This is a genomic window from Massilia violaceinigra, from assembly GCF_002752675.1.
In the GTDB taxonomy this organism is placed as follows: Bacteria; Pseudomonadota; Gammaproteobacteria; order Burkholderiales; family Burkholderiaceae_D; genus Telluria_A; species Telluria_A violaceinigra.
In genome coordinates, this window is record NZ_CP024608.1 from 6,897,415 (window position 1) to 6,914,184 (window position 16,770).

A 16,770-nucleotide genomic window follows, 5' to 3' on the forward strand; every position below is an offset into this window, starting at 1 on the left:
ATCGGCGTGGGAGGCACGCGATAGTTGCACCTATGAATGCACATACCTCCCTCTCAGAGAACCCGGCAGCGCGCGCCGCGCGGCGCGACACGCTGTGGAACCCGGACGCCGCCGCCTGCTGGAGCCTGCTGCTCACGCCCCTGTTCGGCACTTACCTGATCATCCGCAACTGGGAAGCGCTCGGCGAGCCCGGGCGCGCCGTGCGCGCATGCTGGTGGTTCGCCCTCAGCCTGGTGATGCTCATCCTCAACTTCTACTATTCCTTGCTGTGCGGCGAGTCCTTGCCCATACGCATGAGCAACGTGATTTTCTTGCTGGTCTGGTATATCGCCGAGGCCAGTCCCCAGGAGCGCTTCATCCGCGAGCGCCTGGGCACCGATTATGCGCGCCAGTCCTGGGCCGTCGCCCTGCCCTGCGCGCTGGTGCTGTTCATTGCGTACGTGTTCGGCTACGTCCGGCTGCTCGCCTTGATCACGCAGGTGCATTGAGATGGACGCCGTCCGCATTGGCGTCGCAGTTGGCGGTACCCACTTTTCGCAGGTTGACCACTCGCACAGGAGCACGGTATGAGCACGGAGCGTTTTGCCCATTTTTTGGATTCTCTGCAATCCTGGAGCGCGGAAGCGCCCGCACCGGCCACGGCGCCGGCGACCTCCACCGGCCAGACCAACGCCAACCAGAGCGCGCGCGTGCGCCGCGTCAAGGGTTTGCTGGAAGCGGTTGGATCGGATCCGTCCTGGCGCGCGCGCGGCGACGTCCAGGCCGGCAACGACAGCGCGGCGAACCATGCCGACCAACGCGATGACGAGCTCGACGACCTCGACGAAGAAGGCGACGACGAGTTCAACTGATCGGCTTGCCGGCCGACGGCGGCGGCGCGGCCCGCCGTTCGCCTGCGTGTTCTATTAACAACATCCAGTGCGCGTTTCGCGATAAACTCGCGTATTCACACTGGAGACACCATGAACCCACGCCTTCGCCTGACCGCCCTCGCCATCGTTTCCGCCGCGACCTTGTCGCTCGCGCCCGCCAGCGCCGCCACCCAGAACATGAAGCCCGGTCTCTGGGAAAACACCAGCAAGTCGACCTCGCAAAACGCAGAGATTGCGAAGGCCATGGCAGAGATGCAGAAACAGATGAAATCCATGCCGCCGGAACAGCGCAAGGCGATGGAAAAAGCGATGGGCAACTCCGGTGCGTCGAACTTCAAGCTCAACGACGACGGCAGCGTCACCGTCAAGATGTGCATCACCCAGAAAATGATCGACGATTCGGCCGGCAACCATCTTGGCCAGCTCAACGGCAAGTGCACCCACAAGAAGGGAGCGCTGGTGGGCGGCACGCAAAGTTTCTCTTACACCTGCGTCAACCCGCAAGCCAGCGGCGAGGGCAAGATTTCGTACCAGGCCGACTCCTACAGCTCGACCGTGACGATGACGTCCAGCGCCGCCGGCGCCATGGGAAACATGACCATGGAATCGACGGGCAAGTATTTGGGCGCCAACTGCGGCGACGTCAAGCCGGTCGATCTCAAGCCGGCCGCCGGCAAATAAGGCATCCGGCGGCGCGGCCGGCAGTGCGTTACGCCGCGCCCGAAAACGCCAGGTAGCGCTCGCGCGCCAGGGTCGCCACCGGTCCGATGGCCAAGGTGCGCCCTTCGTAGCGGATGCACGGGGTGACCTTGCCGTAGTTGCCGGTGTTGAAGATTTCCAGCGCCGTTAGCAGCTCGTCCGGGTGCACGCTGCGCTCTTCCACCGCCACGCCGGCCTCGGCCAATAGCCCGATCACCCGGGCGCGCGTAATGCCGGCCAGGAAAGTGCCATTCGGCACCGGCGTCACCACCTTGCCCTCGGGCGTGACCAGGAACAGGTTCGAGGTCGCGAACTCGCCCACATTGCCGTCGCTGTCGACCACCACCGCATTATCGAATCCGCGCGCGCTCGCTTCGCGGATCGCGCGCGTGGTGTTGGCGTACAGGGCCGAGGCCTTGGCATCGGTCGGCGCCATGCTGGCGTCCGGCCGGCACAGGCTCGACAGGCAGGCTGAAAAACCGGTGAACGGCGGCATCGGCGCATCGAACAAGGTCAGCGCGAAACCGCTCTTCTCGGGCACCGGCACCAGGAAACCCTCGGCGCCGAACACCAGCGGGCGTACATACAGTTCTGCATCGGCCGGAAACTTGCCCACCCCTTCGCGCACCAGCGCTTCCATCTCGTCCACCGTCAGCGGACATTGCAAACCGAGCCGCTCGGCCGAGTGAATCACGCGCTGCAAATGCAGGCGCAGATCGGGCAACTGGCCGCGGATGGCGCGCGCGCCATCGAATACCGACGAGCCCAGCCACACGCTATGGTCCATCGCGCCGAACAGCGGCACATTACCTTCGGCCCATTGCCCTTTGAAATAAGTCAAATACATACTTGCCCCTCAGTCATTGTTCTGCGTTCCAGTTTAACCGAACTTAGAGGTGGTGCTCCATCACGGGCCCGGCAATATGCCGGCCTGAACTGTTAGCATTGAGAATGTTGCAAAGATACATTTAACTTAACGCAGTCCAATTCGCGAACGTCATATTGATGAGCCATGCCCACTGATCCTCTTCCTCCCCGGCTTCCCACGCGCTGGATCACCATCGGCCTCGTGCTCGGCCTGCATGCGGCCCTGTTGCTGGCGTGGCGCCATACGCGCGAGAAAGCCCCGCCGCGCGAGGACGACAGCGGCCCGCGCATCCAGTGGATCGAGGCCATCGCCGCCAAGCCCGTCCAGAGCCCGCCGCAGACGCGCGTCAGGCCGGCAGCCAGCGTGACCCCTGCTCCCGTGCGCGCCGCGCGCCAGCGCCCCGACGCACCCGCGCCGCCAGCCCCGTCCGTGCCCGCTCCCCAGCCCGAAGCGCCGGCGATCACCGTGGTGCCGCCCGATCCCTTCGCCGAGCCCGCCCCTGCCGCGCCGCCCGGCGGCGCCGACGCCATCCGCAAACGAGCCATGGCCGACCTGGCCAAAATCGACAAGGACTTGCGCAAGCAATCGCTCAACAAGTTCAGCGTGCCCGACGATTCGCCCCAGAAGCGCCTGATCGCCGGCATCCAGTCGGCCCGGCGCGCGCCCACCCTGCTCGAAAAGGCCGAGGTCGAGGAAATCACCACCGGCAACGCCGATGCCGGCGGGCGCAGATACAAGATCAAGACCGCGCTGGGCACGTATTGCATCACCTACCCCTCGGTCAATGACATCCATGGCAGCCGGGACAAGAAATACACCATCTGCCCCGATTAAGCCCGGCTGGCCCGTGTGTTCGCTAGCGTACAAAGTTTCTGAGCGTCATCAACGTACACTACGCCTTTAGTATCTGTTGCTCCGGCTATTTTTCATGCTTTCAACCTTAGAACGAATCGATCCCCACAGCGACCGCATTGACATCCTGGTCGACCTGGTCGAACAACTGCGCCCGCGGCGCCGCGCCGACATTGCCACCAGCGCCGACCGGGTGCGCACCCTGTGCCAGCTACTGAGGGGCAATCCCGCCCAGGCCTCCGCCCTGCGCAGCTACGTCACGCGCGTGCTCGACAGCCGCCGCCACGCCAGCCTGTACACCGACATCGGGGTGCTGTCCAACGATGGCTTCTTCACCGAATTGAAGCGCCGCATTTCCTACCGTTTCCTGCCGCCCGCGCTGGGTGATGTGTACCTGAGCGACGCCATCGACCAGGTGCTGTACGTCAAAACCGACTACCGCTGGATTCGTACCGTCCCGGCCGCCGACTGGCTGGAACTGTTCGACGTGGTGTCCAATGCCACAGCCGCGCCGCACGCCAGCCCGGCCAACGCGCGCCGCACCACCGCGCTCGGCATGCTCGAAGCGATCCGCACCCTGTCCTGCCGCGTGTGCGCGCTCGGCTTCGAGCCGCGCCTGATCAGCAGCCACGCCGACATCGAAAATTTCGATTCGCCGTTCCTGATGCAAAACATCGAGGTCAACAATTACCTCGACGGCTATGCACGCCTGCTGACCGGCGAAACGGCCAGCATGGACGATGCGCGCCATCTGCTGGTCATGCTCGACCAGTGCGACAGCGTGGTGGCCAAGATCCGCAAGAATGCGCTCAGCCACGGCACCAGCGTCGCCCTCACCTATTTGCTGCTGGCCCTGACCCAGAGCATCGACCGCCTGCGCAAGCTGCTGTTCCTGGTCGACGTCAGCGGCCACTTGCCGGCCGCGCCCAGCGTCGACCTGGAAACGCTGGCTAACGAGGCCACGCCCGACTACGCCCCGCCGACCAGCCTGCGCCGCGCCGGCGCCATCGCCCTGGCGCAGGAACTGGTCGAAGCGCACAACAACAAATACACGGTGCGCGACCTGTTCGCCGACAATATCGACCTGCTGGCCCGCAACGTTACCGAAAACGCCAGCCGCACCGGCGAACACTACATCGCCGACACCCGCGCCCAGCTGGGCGGCATGTTCCTGTCCTCGGCCGGGGCCGGCCTCATCGTCGGCTTCATGGCGCTGTTCAAGATTTTGCTGGGCACACTGCGCGCCGCGCCGCTGGTCGAAGCGTTTTTGTTCAGCCTGAACTACTCGCTCGGCTTCATGCTGATCCACGTGCTGCATTTCACCGTGGCCACCAAGCAACCGGCCATGACCGCCTCGCGCATCGCCGCCGGCCTGTCGAGCAAGGATGGGCGCAATATCGACCTCGACAGCATGGCTGCGCTCATCAACAAGGTATTCCGCACCCAGTGCTTCGCCGTGCTGGGCAACCTGGCCACGGCCATTCCGACCGCCTGGCTGATCGCCATGGGCTACCACTACGCCACCGGCCGCCACCTGGTCACGCCCGACAAGGCCATGCACCTGCTGCACGACATCGACCCGATCCACAGCCTGGCCCTGTTCTACGCCGCCATTGCCGGCGTGTGCCTGTTCGTGGCCGGCCTGATTTCTGGCTACTTCGATAACAAGGCGCTGTACACCCGCATGGCGCAGCGCGTCTACCAGCTGCGCGGCCTGGGCCGCCTGCTGGGGCCGGACCGCCTGCGCCGCCTGTCGATGTACATCGAGAACAACCTGGGCAGCCTGATGGGCAACCTGTATTTCGGCATCCTGCTCGGCACTATCGGCACCCTCGGCTTCCTGTTCGGCCTGCCGCTCGACATCCGCCACGTCACCTTCTCGTCCGCCAACTTCGCCACCGCGCTGGTGGCGCTGGACCACAATATGAGCTGGGAACTGGCGCTGACCTCGATCGGCGGATTTTTATCGATCGGCACGGTCAATCTCGTGGTAAGTTTCGGCTTAGCACTTTTAGTTGCGCTTCGCGCGCGCAAGATTCACTTCGAACACGGTATTCTTCTGTTGAAAGCACTCGGACGGCGTTTCCTGGCCGCCCCCATCGATTTTTTCATCGGGCCCAAGGACATGCCGTCGGAGCCGCTCGAAGCCGTACCAATTAGGGGATCAAAATGACAAAACCACGCGTCGCTGCCTGGCTGGCCGTGCTGGCCCTGGCCGTTGGCCTGGCTTCCTGCACCGCGCTGCCCTCGATGGACGGCCTGACGGATGCCCCGGCGGCGCGCTCCACCCCGACGGTGGCCACCGGCAAGGGCCGGATGGACAAGAAAAAGGCCGCCGACCTGCTGGCGCGGCGCTGGGCCAAGGCCACGCCCGACATGAAGGCGCTGGCGGTGCTGGAAGAAGCGGCCACCGGCGTGCCGCTGGTGGCTGGCAACAAGGTTACCCTGCTGTTCGACGGCCCGGCCACCATGAGAGAAATGATGGCCGCCGCCAGCAGCGCCAAAACCTCGATCAACCTGGAAACATATATTTTCGACCAGGATGAAGTGGGCCTGCAGTTCGCCGACGTGCTGATCGAGAAGCAAAAACAGGGCGTCACCGTCAACGTGCTGTACGACAGCGTCGGCACCCTGGCCACGCCCAAGGAATTCTTCGAGCGCATGAAGCAGGCAGGCATTGCCATGGTGGCCTTCAACCCGGTCAATCCGGCGGCCCGGGTCGGCAAGTGGGAATTGAACAACCGCGACCACCGCAAGCTGATGGTGGTCGACGGCAAGGTCGCGTTCACGGGCGGCATCAACATCAGCAGTACCTACGCCAACAGTTCCTTCTTCCGCTCCAAGCGCAAGCCGGACACGACCGACAGCAAGAAAGTTGGCTGGCGCGATACCCACCTCAAGATCGAGGGCCCGGCGGTGGCCTCGCTGCAGTATCACTTCATCGACGCCTGGGTCAACCAGGATGCGGGCGAATTGCCCGAGCGCGAGTATTTCCCGCCCCTGGTGCCGGTCGGCGACAAGATCGTGCGCGTGCTGGCCACCGATCCCGAGCGCGAGTCGGAGATTTACAAGTCGTTCATGCTGGCGATCCAGGAAGCGAAGAAATCGGTGCACATCACCTCGGCCTATTTTGTGCCGGACCGCCAGTTTGTCGATGCGCTGTGCGCGGCCGCCAAGCGCGGCGTGGACGTGCGCCTGGTGCTGCCCGGCGTGACCGATCACGGCCTGGTGTTCCATGCGGGGCGCGCGTTTTACGATGAGCTGCTCAGGAGCGGGGTCAAGATTCACCAGTTGCAGGTAGCGATTTTGCATGCCAAGACAGCGGTGATCGATGGCACCTGGTCGACCGTCGGCTCGGCCAATATCGACCGCCGCAGTTTTCTGCACAACTACGAATTGAACGTGGTGGTGCTCGACGCCGGTTTCGGCACCGACATGGAAAGCGCGTTTTCGGAAGATATGCGCGACTCCAAGGAGATTACCCTCGAACAGTGGCGCGACCGCCCGTGGAGCGACCGCCTCAAGGAATGGGCGGCACGCCTGACCGAATACTGGATCTGACCCGAATGCCGCCAACTTAAGCTCCGTCATTCCTGCCATTGGCAGAAATGACTTCCCGCGCAGCCTCCAGTTTCTAAGAAACTTCTCCAATCCCTTAGAACGAGGCAAGTCCAAAGACTAATGCCGCTAACGTAAGCTTCGTCATTCCCGCGCCAAGGCGGCACTCGGCGGGAATCCAAGTCCGGCGCTGAGCCGACGGCTACGGAACAAAATTGGATTCCCGCCTGCGCGGGAATGACGGTTCTGAAGTTTGTGGTCAGAAAAACGCTGAACCTAAACGCCATCGAGTCCAGAGACCAGTTCCTGGAGAGGCGGGAATCCAATTCCGTAGCGCAGTCACAGGCGGCTCGACCAACTTGGATTCCCGCCGAGTGCCGCCTTGGCGCGGGAAGTCATTTCTGCCAATGGCAGGAATGACGGTTTTGAAGTTTGTGGTCAGAAAACGGCTTAATTGAGCGGCATGAGGATCTGACCCGCTATCGACCGTACTTCGGTCAATGTGTTGTTACACAATGGGATTCCGGTGTGTGCTGAGCGAAACATCATTTACTTAAAAATAGTGTTTCGCTATATTCAAAGCACATAGGGGTCAGCGCCACTTGAGATAAATCAAGTGAAGCCTTGATTCATCGGGCGCGCGCGAGTTCCTTGCAGGGCGCCTTCACATTCTGTTGCGCACCTGAACCGGGGAACTGATCTCATGGCGAATTTCAATTTTCAAAAAAAACAAATGGCGGTCTTGGTCGCCGGTGCCTGTCTGCTGATGGCCAACGCCTCGGCGATCGGCAACCCTTGTCCGGTTGCCAGCGGCGGCATCATTACGGTGGACAACATCACCATCGATAACACCTGCACGATCGGCGCCGGCGAGAGCCTCGACGTCACCGCCACCGGGGTCATCACCGTCCCGCTGGCCAACACGCCAAACAATGGCGTGCAACTCGCTCCCGGCATCACCGCCGGCTCCATCACCAATGCCGGCACCATCAACCCGGTCGCGGTCGCGCTCAACATCGAAGGCACGCTTACCGGCGGCATCACCAATACCGGCACCATCGCCTCCACCGGGCCATGGGGCGGCGTGACCGAGGAAGGCATCCGCCTGAACGGCGCCACCGTCACCGGCGCCATCAGCAACGGCCCGGCCGGCGTGATCAGCGCCGTCAACGGTACCGCGATCAATATCATCAACAGTACTTTGCAGGGCGGCATCAGCAATGCCGCCGGCGGCGACATCCGCTCGGCCGGCGGCTTCGCCGCGCTCAACATCAGCGGATCGCAGATCGGCGCCAGCATTGTCAACCAGGGACACATCGGCCATACGCCAGGGCAAAACGCACGCGGCATCGCCATGTCGACCGCCACCGTCACCGGCGATATCCTCAACAGCGGCACCATCGACACCCAAGGCGGCAGTCCGGCGCTGTCGCTGGTCGCGAGCACCGTCAGCGGCAAGATCAGCAACAGCGGCACGATGGGCAGCTCCAATTCCAACGCCCTGACGGTACAAGGCAGTTCCACTGTCGGCCAGATCGAAAATACCGCGTCGGGCACCATCAACGGCGGCTTCCTGGCGATCTATTCGAGCAACTCCACCATCAGCGGCGGCATCGTCAATGCCGGCACCCTCAACGCCACCCACGCCATCGGCTTGCAGACGAGCACCATCAGCGGCGGCGGCATCATGAACGATACCGGCGCCGAGACGCATGGCGGCCGCGGGATCGATCTGAACATTTCGCAGATCACCGGCGACATCACCAACCGCGGCCTGCTGGACGGCGCCGAAGGCGGCATCGTGGCGTACAACGGGACCACCATCACCGGCAAGATCGTCAACGCGGGCACGATCAACAGCGGCGGCGATTCGATTTCCGTGAGCAATACCCAGATCAGCGGCCCGGTTATCAGCGGCGCGATTATCAACGCCGGCACGATCACCAGCACTGGCGGCGCCGGCATTCACATGATGGCCGGCGCAACGGCGAACTACATCAGCAACAACGCCTCCGGCATCATCAACAGCGCCAACGGCAACAGCATCCATCTCGATGGCACCGGCACCAGCCTGGCGAGCGGGATCTCTAACAACGGCGCCCTGAACGGCGCGCGCGGCGTGTACGTCGGCAGCGGCGCCAACATCGTGGCCGACGGCATCACTAACCAGGTCGGCGCCACCATCACCGCCACCGATATCGGCATCACCGTGCCCAACGGGGAAGTGCATGGCGGCATCACCAACGATGGCACGATCAGCGGCACCAACACCGGCATCGCGATCACGGGCACAAGCGTTCTCGACGGCGGCATCCTGAACAGCGGCACCGGCGCCATCAGCGGCGCCAATGCGCTCAACTTCACCAACAGCGCCAGCCCGTTCACCGTCACCAACCGCGGCAGCCTGACTGGCGCGGTCGCGCTCGGCATCAATACCCTAACCATCCTGGGCAGCACCGCCAGCGTGACCGGCACCGTCACCGGCGGCACCGGCAGCGTGGTCAATATCGGCACCGGCACGCTCAATACCGGCGCGATGACGGCCGGCGGCGATTTTGCCGGCTTGAGCCAGCTCAATATCAGCGCGGCCAGTACCCTGCGTTCGACCAGTGCGCTGAACATCGGTGCGACGACCATGACCAACAGCGGCATCATGTCGGTCGCCGCCGGCCATACCGTCTCGCTGACGGGCGACTATGTCCAGGCTGCCAGCGGCGTGTTCCGCACCGGCCTGACCAACGCCACGACCTACGGCAAACTGAACGTGACCGGCAATGTCGACCTGTCCGCCAGCAGCAACATCGATGTCGACGTTACCGGCGCGCCGGTCCTTGCCAACGGAACCGTCCTGGCCGATGTGATCAAGGCCAGCGGCACCTTGACCACGGCGTCCACCATTCCCGTGACCGACAACAGCTTCCTGTTCAGCCTGACTGGCGTGAAAAATGGCAAGTCGGTCGATCTGGTGATTGCCTCGGCGCCGACGCCGACGCCAACGCCGACGCCGACGCCAACCCCGACACCTACGCCAACGCCGACGCCAACCCCGACACCTACGCCGACACCGACGCCGGTGCCCACACCAACGCCAGTACCGACCCCGACTCCGGTGCCGACACCCACGCCGGTTCCGACCCCGGTACCGACACCGGTTCCGGTTCCGGTTCCGGTGCCAACGCCGGTCCCGACGCCGGTACCGGTGCCAGTGCCGACACCAGTTCCGGTGCCTGTTCCCACACCGGTGCCAGTGCCGACGCCCGTTCCGGTGCCAGTGCCGACACCGGTGCCAGTGCCGACGCCGGTTCCGGTACCAGTGCCGACACCGGTGCCGGTCCCGCCGCCCGTTCCGACACCTGTACCGACCCCGACGCCGCCGATCACTCCGCCGCCACCGGCCAACACCGCCATCTCGGCCATCGTGGCCACTGGCAATTCGTCCGGGGGCGGTGCGGCGCGCGTGTTCGACACCCTGATCGCCAACAGCACCGGCGGCGACATGGGCCAGGTCATCACCGCGCTGGGCAAGCTGTCGACCGCGAAAGAAGTGTCCGATGCGGTCGGCCAGAGCTTGCCGCTGGCAGCCGGCGGCACCGCCGCCGCGCTGGCCCGTACCATGAACCTGACCGACCGCGTGGTGCAGGCCCGCATCGAATCGAACCGCGGCCTGTCGGCCGGTGACGGCTACGGCAGCGATCGCGCAGTGTGGGCCAAGCCGTTCGGATCCTGGGGACGCCAGAGCGAACGCAATGGCGCCCCCGGCTACGAGGCCGACAGCGGCGGCCTGATCGTCGGAGCGGACGGCGTGGTCAGCAGTGCCGACCGCGTCGGCTTCGCGGTGACCTATGCCAGGACCAGTCTGGACGGCACCGGCGTGAGCGCGCAGACGGCCGATATCGACCTGTTGCAACTGATGACCTACGGCAGCCACAACCTGGACGCCGATACCGACATCAGCTGGCAGCTCGACATGGGCACCAACAAGACCGAGGGCCGCCGGCTCATCAGTTTTGGCGGCCTGACGCGCATGGCCAGCAGCGACTACCGCGGCATGAGCCTGCATGCCGGCACCGGCATCGCCCGTGTGCTGCGCCTGAGCGAGCAAACCAATCTGACGCCATCGATGCGCCTGGACTACACCACTGTCAAGAACAAGGCCTACGCCGAAACCGGTGCCGGCGCCCTGAACTTGCTGGTCAACAGCCAACGCGCCAAGCAGTTCATCCTGTACGGCGACGTCAAGTTCAATCATTCGCCATCGAAGGAGTTGACGTTCTCGGCGAACCTTGGGTTCGGTTATGATTTCCTGGCCGAGCAAACCTCGGTCGTGGCGACCTTTGCCGGTGGCGGACCAGCCTTCACCACCAGCGGCATCGATCCCAAGCCGCTGTTTGCCCGCGCCGGCGCCGGCGTGACGCTGCTGCGCACCGGCAGCACCGAACTGACGGCGCGCTACGACGCTGAAGCGCATCGCGGCTACCGCGCCCAAAGTGTGTCGCTGAAACTGCGCAAGCAGTTCTGAGCGGCGCCTCGACCCTGACACAAGGAGACCGATGTCGAACGACGTACCCGCATGGCGTTTGAAAAGCAGTTTGAGCGGCATCGAGTGGCCGGCCGTCCCGGATGTGCGGGGCAGCCTGGTCTACTCCCTGTTCCGCCAGATGGAAACCGAGCAATGGCTGGCCCCGCGGGATATCGCGGCGCGCCAGTCGGTCCAGCTGGAGCAGATCGTGCGGCATGCCGCGCTGACCGTCCCCTGGTACCGCGAGCACTGGCCGCCCGGCCTGCTTGCGCAATGGTGCGACGGCGCGCCCGTCACTGCGCACGACTTTGCGTGCTTGCCATCCTTGTCCCGGCGCGACCTGCAGGCGCAGTTTGCGCAGCTGCAAAGCGGCGCGGTGCCGTCGGAACACGGCCCGCTCGCCGACGGCAGCAGCTCCGGCTCCACCGGTACCCCGGTGCGCTTTCGCAAAACCTACCTGAACCAGCTGATATGGGAAGCGCTGACCTTGCGCGACCATGCCTGGCACCGGCGCGACTTGCTGCAAACGCTGTGCATCATCCGGCGCGGCGACGCCGACGAGGCCGACAACTGGGGCATGCCGACCCGCATGTTCCACACCGGACCGGCGTATCTGTGCCCGGTCAGCGTGGATGTCGAGGCCCAGCTGGCATGGCTGGTGCAGCGCGCGCCCGGCTATCTGCTGACCTATCCCTCGCTCGCCCTGCAACTGGCCAGCCTGGCGCGCCAGCAAGGCGTGCGCTTGCCGGGCCTGCGCGAGGTGCGCACCTTCGGCGAGCCGCTCGATGCGCAGGTGCGCGATGCCTGCCGCGAGGCGTGGGGCGTGCCGGTCAACGATACCTATTCATCCGAGGAATTCGGCTACCTCGCCATCCGCTGCCCGCACAGCGGCCACTATCATGTGCAGTCCGAAAACGTCTTGCTCGAAGTGCTGGACGACGATGGCAATGTCTGCGCGCCGGGCGCCATCGGACGCGTGGTGGTCACCGGCTTGTTGAATTTTGCGATGCCGCTGATCCGCTACGAACTGGGCGACATGGCCGAAGCCGGCCCGCCCTGCTCCTGCGGGCGCGGCCTGCCGGTTCTGACGCGCATCCTCGGACGGACCCGCAACATGCTGGTGACGGCCGACGCAAAACGCTACTGGCCCACCTTCGGCTTTCGCGACAGTGCCACCGGCGAAGGCAGCGGCGGTCCGCGCATCATCCAGCGCCAGGTGGTCCAGACCGCGCTCGACCAGGTGCAGATCCGCTATGTCAGCGCCAGCGCGCTCTCGCCCGAGGAAGAAACCACGCTCACGGCACAAGTGGCGCAGCGCTTACCGCCCGGCGTGAACGTCACGGCGCAGCGGTTGGACGCCATCGCGCGCAGTGCGAACGGCAAATTCGAGGAGTTCGTCGCGGCCATTGCAACGGCGCCGCAAGCGCCGTGACGGCGTTCAGGCGGCCCGCTGTCCCTGCACCATCCATTTGACGTAGCGGCTTTCCGGCGTGGCAGGCCGGTGCCCGGCCAGGTCCTGCGCCGACAGCGGCTCGCAGCGCACGCCGGTGAGGCCGGCAGCGCGGGCATTGCCGGCCAATTCGTCCACCGAGGCCACCGCATGGGTGATCTTGGCCGCGCAGAAGGCGCGCACGATCGATTCGAGTTCATGGTCGGTGAACATGGCCAGGCGCCGCGCAGCAGTGGCCTGGGCCGCCAGGCTGGCAGCGACCATGCTGTCGACCTGCTGCGGCGAATACGCCAGCAGCGACAAGCCATGCTGCGCGCGCACGCTCTGGTACAGCAGCAAGCTGCCCGCCACGTCCAGCCGCGCCGCCAGATGGCCGACCAGCGCGGCGCGCGCATCCGGCGCAATAAAACTGAGCAGGGAATGGGTCAGCACAAGATCGAACCGGCACCCGTCCGGATCGGGCGCCGCGCACAGGTCGTGCACTTCCAGCGTCACCGCAAAGCCCATCGCGCCCGCGTACTGCCGGCACAGCGCCAGCGGCACCGGAGAGCGGTCGGCGACGCGCACGTCGAGCGCCGCGATGCCCTCGCCGAACGCTTCGTGCAGCACCGACAGCAGGCCGCAATCGGCACTGCCGGCGATGTAGACCGAGGCGATAGGCCGCGCGCGCGCCAGGGCCCGCAGATGGCGCACGATCTGCGCGCGCTCGCTGTCCAGGCCACTGATGATGCCCAGCAGTTGCAGCACGACCCAGCCGGTATGGTAGGGCGATTGCATCGCCAGCAAGGCCGGCAAGGCTTGCAGCAGGAGACCGCGCCGCGCCGCATGGTGGTAGGTAGCGCAGGGCGGCGGCGTCACCGCGCGCGTGCCCGTTCGGCCGACAGATCGGCCGAAGCAAGAGAGAAGCGCGCGATAGCCTCCTCGTTCAGCGTGACCCCGAAGCCGGGACCAGGCGGCAGCCGCGCCTGGCCATCCCGGATATCGATGGTTTCGTTGATGATGTCGCCGACGAAGCGTTCGAGCGCGGAACCGTAGCCCACGAACTCGCCGACAGCGGGATGGGCGGCGGCAAAGTGCAGCAGGGCCGCGCTGCCCACGCCCAGGGTATGTTTCGAGCCCAGGTTGCACTGCAGCCCCCCTGCCTCGGCGATCGCCACGATGGCCGAGGAGGCGCGCAAGCCGCCCGATTTTGCCAGCTTGACCGTGATGATGTCGGCCGCGCGCGCGCGCACCACGCGCATCGCGTCGGCCGGACTCAGGACGCTTTCATCGGCCGCGATGGGCGCATGCGCGCGTTCGGTGATCAGCTGCATGGCCTCGATATCCCACCAGGCGCACGGCTGCTCGATGCATTCGAGCTCGCACTCCTGCAAGGCGGCATCGACGGCCAGCGCCGCCTTGCAGTGCCACGCCTGGTTGGGATCGATTTCGATGCGCGCGCTGGCGCCCACGGCGCGCTGCACGGCGCGCGCCATGCGGATGTCGTGGCGCCAGTCGGCGCTGCCTTTGAGGGTGAGCAGGCGATAGCCCATCTCGGCCAGCGTGCAGGCCGATTGCACCGCCGTGCGTTCGTCCGGCATCGCCATGCTGCGCGAGAGGGCAAAGCGTTCGCGGGTCGCGCCGCCGAGCAGGTCGGCAACCGGGATGCCGAGGTGGCGCGCCTTCAGGTCGTGCAGCGCCAGGTCGATGGCGCACAGGGACGTGGGAAAGGCATGGCGTTCCGAGGACAGGCCCGCCAGGGTCTGCAAGATGGTGACGATGCGCGCGCCGTCCTGGCCCAGCAGGAGCGGGCCGGTGACCTCTGCCAGGCGGCGGAACACCGAGTCGGCGCACTCGCCGTCGCGCGCGGGGAAAATGATCGAGGCCTCGCCCAGGCCCACGGTGCCATCGAGCGCGGTCAGGCGCAGCAGCACCTTCTCGCCCACCTCCAGGCGCCCGCGCGAAGACTGCATGGGCGCGAGATACGGCATGCGCACCTTCCATGCCTCGACCCGCACGATGGTCAGCGGCGCGGCACGCGCACTTTCAGGGGAAAAATCAGCCATGAGCAAATCGCGCCAGTGAGGTCGGGCCATCGGACATCCGCTGCGCCGGCGCGTGCTGCACACCGGCACAGGACTTTTGCATCGGCGCCCGCGGGAGCGGCCGCACAGCCTATTGTACCGTCAAGCCGGCTGACTGCGGAGCGTAAAACGGCTCAGATTCCGCTGGCCATCAAGCCTTCGGTATGGCCCGCCCAGATATTCCCGGACCGCAGGAAGGGCTCGGTTTTCATCAGTGAAAACTGCATGCCTACTTCATCCCAGCCATAGCGGTCCACTTCCACGCGCTGGTGTTCGACCCGCACCACGTTGAACGAGTTCACCTCGCCCCGGCCGCGCGTCGACGTCGCCGTGCCCGCCTGCACCACCAGCGCCGCGTACTCGCTCATCTGGTAACGCTCCGACGTGTTGCCGGCATGGCTGGTATGCATGTGGCCCGACAATAGCAAGTCCACCCCGCAGTCGGCAAACGCCTGCATCGCCGCCGGCGCCCGGTCGACCAGGTCGTCGTCATCCTCGGTCTTGGGCAGGTCGAACGGATGATGGGTCACGATGATGCGCGTGATCGCCGGGTCGAGCCCCTTGAGCTGCTTGCGGATCATCGCCACCTGCTCGTCGTTCACGCGCCCATCCTTGAAGGTCAGCGAGCGCGCGGTGTTCACGCCCAGGACCGCGATTTCTTCATCCACGTAGATCGGATCGAGGTCGTCGGTGATGTAGCGCTTGTAGCGCGTCAGGGGCTGCAGGAAGCGCCGGAACACGTTGTACAGCGAAATGTCGTGATTGCCCGGCACGATGATCTGCGGACCGGGCAAGGTGTCGAGCCAGGCCTTGGCCGCCTCGAATTCCTCGCTCTTGGCGCGCTGGGTCAGGTCGCCCGACACCACCACCACGTCCGGCGCGATGCGTTCGACCAGCTCGCGCAGCGGCGCCAGCAGTTTTTCGTCGACCCGGCCGAAATGCAGGTCTGAAAGATGAACCAAAGTACGCATGCTAACTCCTCAAGTTGGGACAACGACCGTCAGCGCGGCCGGACGAATCCGGTAACGCAGCGGAGTCGTCATGACGGTCACTTCGCCATCGGTGGCCACGCGCAAACGCGTGTGGCGGGTGGCAATTTCCATGTTTTCCACCGTAAGTACATCGAAATCGCGTTCCTGCGCCAGGCTGCCCCACAGGGCGCTCCAGCCCAGCCGAAGCAGACCCAGGCGGCCGGGACGCTGCGCCACGTACAGGCTCAGCTTGCCGGCATCGAGGCGCTGGCGCTCGCCCACGCTCAGGCCCTGCATCGTGTATTCGTTATTGCCGATGAAGACGAACGGCGTGCGCCGTGCATGTTCCTGGTCGCCCACGGTCAGGCGCAGGCTGAGAAACGGATAGCGGCGCAGCGCCGTCACGGTGGCCCAGCAGGCCGCCAGCCACTTGCCGCGGCCGAGCCGGCGCTGCTGCTTTTCGCGGTCGCGCACGATGTCGGGATACAGGCCGAGGCTGGAATTGTTCAGGAAAATCGTGCCGTTCACCTCGCCCACATCGACCTGGGTGCGGCGGCCCTGCGCCACGTTGCGGATCGCCTCGTCGAGCGCCAGCGGAATGCCGAGGTCCTTGGCGAAGTGGTTCAGGGTGCCCATCGGCAGCACGCCGAACGCGACCTCGCTGCCGACCAGCTGCGAGGCGACCGCGTTGATGGTGCCGTCGCCGCCGCCGGCCACCACGATCTGCTTGCCGCTGGCGCGCGCCGCCTTGGCCGCCTCGATCAACTCGCTGCCGCCGCGCGCCAGGGTGACGTCCGCGTCCAGGCCATGGGCGGCGAATTTGTCGCGCAGCTCGGCGGCGCGCTCGTCGTCGTGGCCGCTGCCGGCACTGCCGTTGATGATGACTGCGATCGGGGTCAGGATGGAACTCCTCGGGGT

Annotated in this window: 13 protein-coding genes; 8 read left to right on the top strand and 5 right to left on the bottom strand. The window is 65.3% G+C overall.

Annotation, left to right across the window (positions count from 1 at the left end):
- Positions 1–32 precede the first annotated feature (32 nt).
- The 3 genes from CR152_RS29805 to CR152_RS29815 all read left to right on the top strand — a co-directional run bounded on the left by CR152_RS29805 (position 33) and on the right by CR152_RS29815 (position 1,553).
- Complete coding sequence (locus CR152_RS29805; protein WP_099881044.1) at positions 33–488, top strand: hypothetical protein; 456 nt, start codon at positions 33–35, stop codon at positions 486–488.
- 78 nt (positions 489–566) lie between these two features.
- The gene (locus CR152_RS29810) at positions 567–851 is read left to right on the top strand and encodes a hypothetical protein (RefSeq protein ID WP_099881046.1); all 285 of its coding nucleotides are present in this window, start codon (positions 567–569) and stop codon (positions 849–851) included.
- A gap of 111 nt (positions 852–962) precedes the next feature.
- A complete protein-coding gene (locus CR152_RS29815) occupies positions 963–1,553 on the top strand; it encodes a DUF3617 domain-containing protein (RefSeq protein ID WP_099881047.1) in 591 nt (196 codons plus the stop codon).
- Positions 1,554–1,581: 28 nt separating this feature from the next.
- Here the strand turns inward: CR152_RS29815 and CR152_RS29820 are convergent, their stop codons facing one another.
- Positions 1,582–2,418 (bottom strand): branched-chain amino acid aminotransferase, encoded by an 837-nt coding sequence (locus CR152_RS29820; RefSeq protein WP_099881049.1) that lies wholly within the window; start codon positions 2,416–2,418, stop codon positions 1,582–1,584.
- A 165-nt stretch (positions 2,419–2,583) separates the two neighbouring features.
- Here CR152_RS29820 and CR152_RS29825 point away from each other — a divergent pair, with 165 nt between their 5' ends.
- The 5 genes from CR152_RS29825 to CR152_RS29845 all read left to right on the top strand — a co-directional run bounded on the left by CR152_RS29825 (position 2,584) and on the right by CR152_RS29845 (position 12,800).
- The gene (locus tag CR152_RS29825) at positions 2,584–3,273 is read left to right on the top strand and encodes a hypothetical protein (RefSeq protein WP_099881051.1); all 690 of its coding nucleotides are present in this window, start codon (positions 2,584–2,586) and stop codon (positions 3,271–3,273) included.
- Positions 3,274–3,367: 94 nt separating this feature from the next.
- Entirely contained in the window at positions 3,368–5,464 is a 2,097-nt protein-coding gene (locus CR152_RS29830) for a site-specific recombinase (protein ID WP_099881053.1), read from the top strand.
- Positions 5,461–6,852 carry a cardiolipin synthase gene (gene cls / locus CR152_RS29835; RefSeq protein WP_099881055.1) on the top strand — a complete coding sequence of 464 codons (1,392 nt, stop codon included), beginning with the start codon at positions 5,461–5,463 and terminating at the stop codon, positions 6,850–6,852. The genes CR152_RS29830 and cls overlap by 4 nt, the downstream gene beginning before the upstream one ends.
- Positions 6,853–7,582: 730 nt before the next feature.
- Entirely contained in the window at positions 7,583–11,368 is a 3,786-nt protein-coding gene (locus CR152_RS29840) for an autotransporter outer membrane beta-barrel domain-containing protein (protein WP_157778826.1), read from the top strand.
- Between the two features lie 31 nt (positions 11,369–11,399).
- The gene (locus tag CR152_RS29845) at positions 11,400–12,800 is read left to right on the top strand and encodes a phenylacetate--CoA ligase family protein (RefSeq protein WP_099881059.1); all 1,401 of its coding nucleotides are present in this window, start codon (positions 11,400–11,402) and stop codon (positions 12,798–12,800) included.
- 6 nt (positions 12,801–12,806) lie between these two features.
- Here CR152_RS29845 and CR152_RS29850 read toward each other — a convergent pair whose 3' ends face one another.
- The 4 genes from CR152_RS29850 to CR152_RS29865 all read right to left on the bottom strand — a co-directional run bounded on the left by CR152_RS29850 (position 12,807) and on the right by CR152_RS29865 (position 16,752).
- Positions 12,807–13,676 carry a class I SAM-dependent methyltransferase gene (locus CR152_RS29850; RefSeq protein ID WP_099881061.1) on the bottom strand — a complete coding sequence of 290 codons (870 nt, stop codon included), beginning with the start codon at positions 13,674–13,676 and terminating at the stop codon, positions 12,807–12,809.
- On the bottom strand, positions 13,673–14,863 hold the full coding sequence (locus CR152_RS29855; protein ID WP_167399974.1) for a mandelate racemase/muconate lactonizing enzyme family protein: 1,191 nt from the start codon (positions 14,861–14,863) through the stop codon (positions 13,673–13,675). Before CR152_RS29855 ends, CR152_RS29850 begins: the two co-directional genes overlap by 4 nt.
- Positions 14,864–15,015: 152 nt before the next feature.
- Positions 15,016–15,852 (bottom strand): metallophosphoesterase family protein, encoded by an 837-nt coding sequence (locus tag CR152_RS29860; RefSeq protein WP_099881065.1) that lies wholly within the window; start codon positions 15,850–15,852, stop codon positions 15,016–15,018.
- Positions 15,853–15,861: 9 nt separating this feature from the next.
- On the bottom strand, positions 15,862–16,752 hold the full coding sequence (locus tag CR152_RS29865; protein WP_099882928.1) for a diacylglycerol/lipid kinase family protein: 891 nt from the start codon (positions 16,750–16,752) through the stop codon (positions 15,862–15,864).
- Positions 16,753–16,770 lie beyond the last annotated feature (18 nt).

What these genes read in the sequence shown, in the direction of transcription:
- CR152_RS29845 (WP_099881059.1), top strand. Translation starts at nt 11,400, where the DNA reads ATGTCGAACGACGTACCCGCATGGCGTTTGAAAAGCAGTTTGAGCGGC.
- CR152_RS29830 (WP_099881053.1), top strand. Translation starts at nt 3,368, where the DNA reads ATGCTTTCAACCTTAGAACGAATCGATCCCCACAGCGACCGCATTGAC.
- CR152_RS29855 (WP_167399974.1), bottom strand. Translation starts at nt 14,863, where the DNA reads ATGGCTGATTTTTCCCCTGAAAGTGCGCGTGCCGCGCCGCTGACCATC.
- CR152_RS29805 (WP_099881044.1), top strand. Translation starts at nt 33, where the DNA reads ATGAATGCACATACCTCCCTCTCAGAGAACCCGGCAGCGCGCGCCGCG.
- CR152_RS29860 (WP_099881065.1), bottom strand. Translation starts at nt 15,852, where the DNA reads ATGCGTACTTTGGTTCATCTTTCAGACCTGCATTTCGGCCGGGTCGAC.
- CR152_RS29840 (WP_157778826.1), top strand. Translation starts at nt 7,583, where the DNA reads ATGGCGGTCTTGGTCGCCGGTGCCTGTCTGCTGATGGCCAACGCCTCG.
- CR152_RS29820 (WP_099881049.1), bottom strand. Translation starts at nt 2,418, where the DNA reads ATGTATTTGACTTATTTCAAAGGGCAATGGGCCGAAGGTAATGTGCCG.
- CR152_RS29825 (WP_099881051.1), top strand. Translation starts at nt 2,584, where the DNA reads ATGCCCACTGATCCTCTTCCTCCCCGGCTTCCCACGCGCTGGATCACC.
- cls (WP_099881055.1), top strand. Translation starts at nt 5,461, where the DNA reads ATGACAAAACCACGCGTCGCTGCCTGGCTGGCCGTGCTGGCCCTGGCC.
- CR152_RS29810 (WP_099881046.1), top strand. Translation starts at nt 567, where the DNA reads ATGAGCACGGAGCGTTTTGCCCATTTTTTGGATTCTCTGCAATCCTGG.
- CR152_RS29815 (WP_099881047.1), top strand. Translation starts at nt 963, where the DNA reads ATGAACCCACGCCTTCGCCTGACCGCCCTCGCCATCGTTTCCGCCGCG.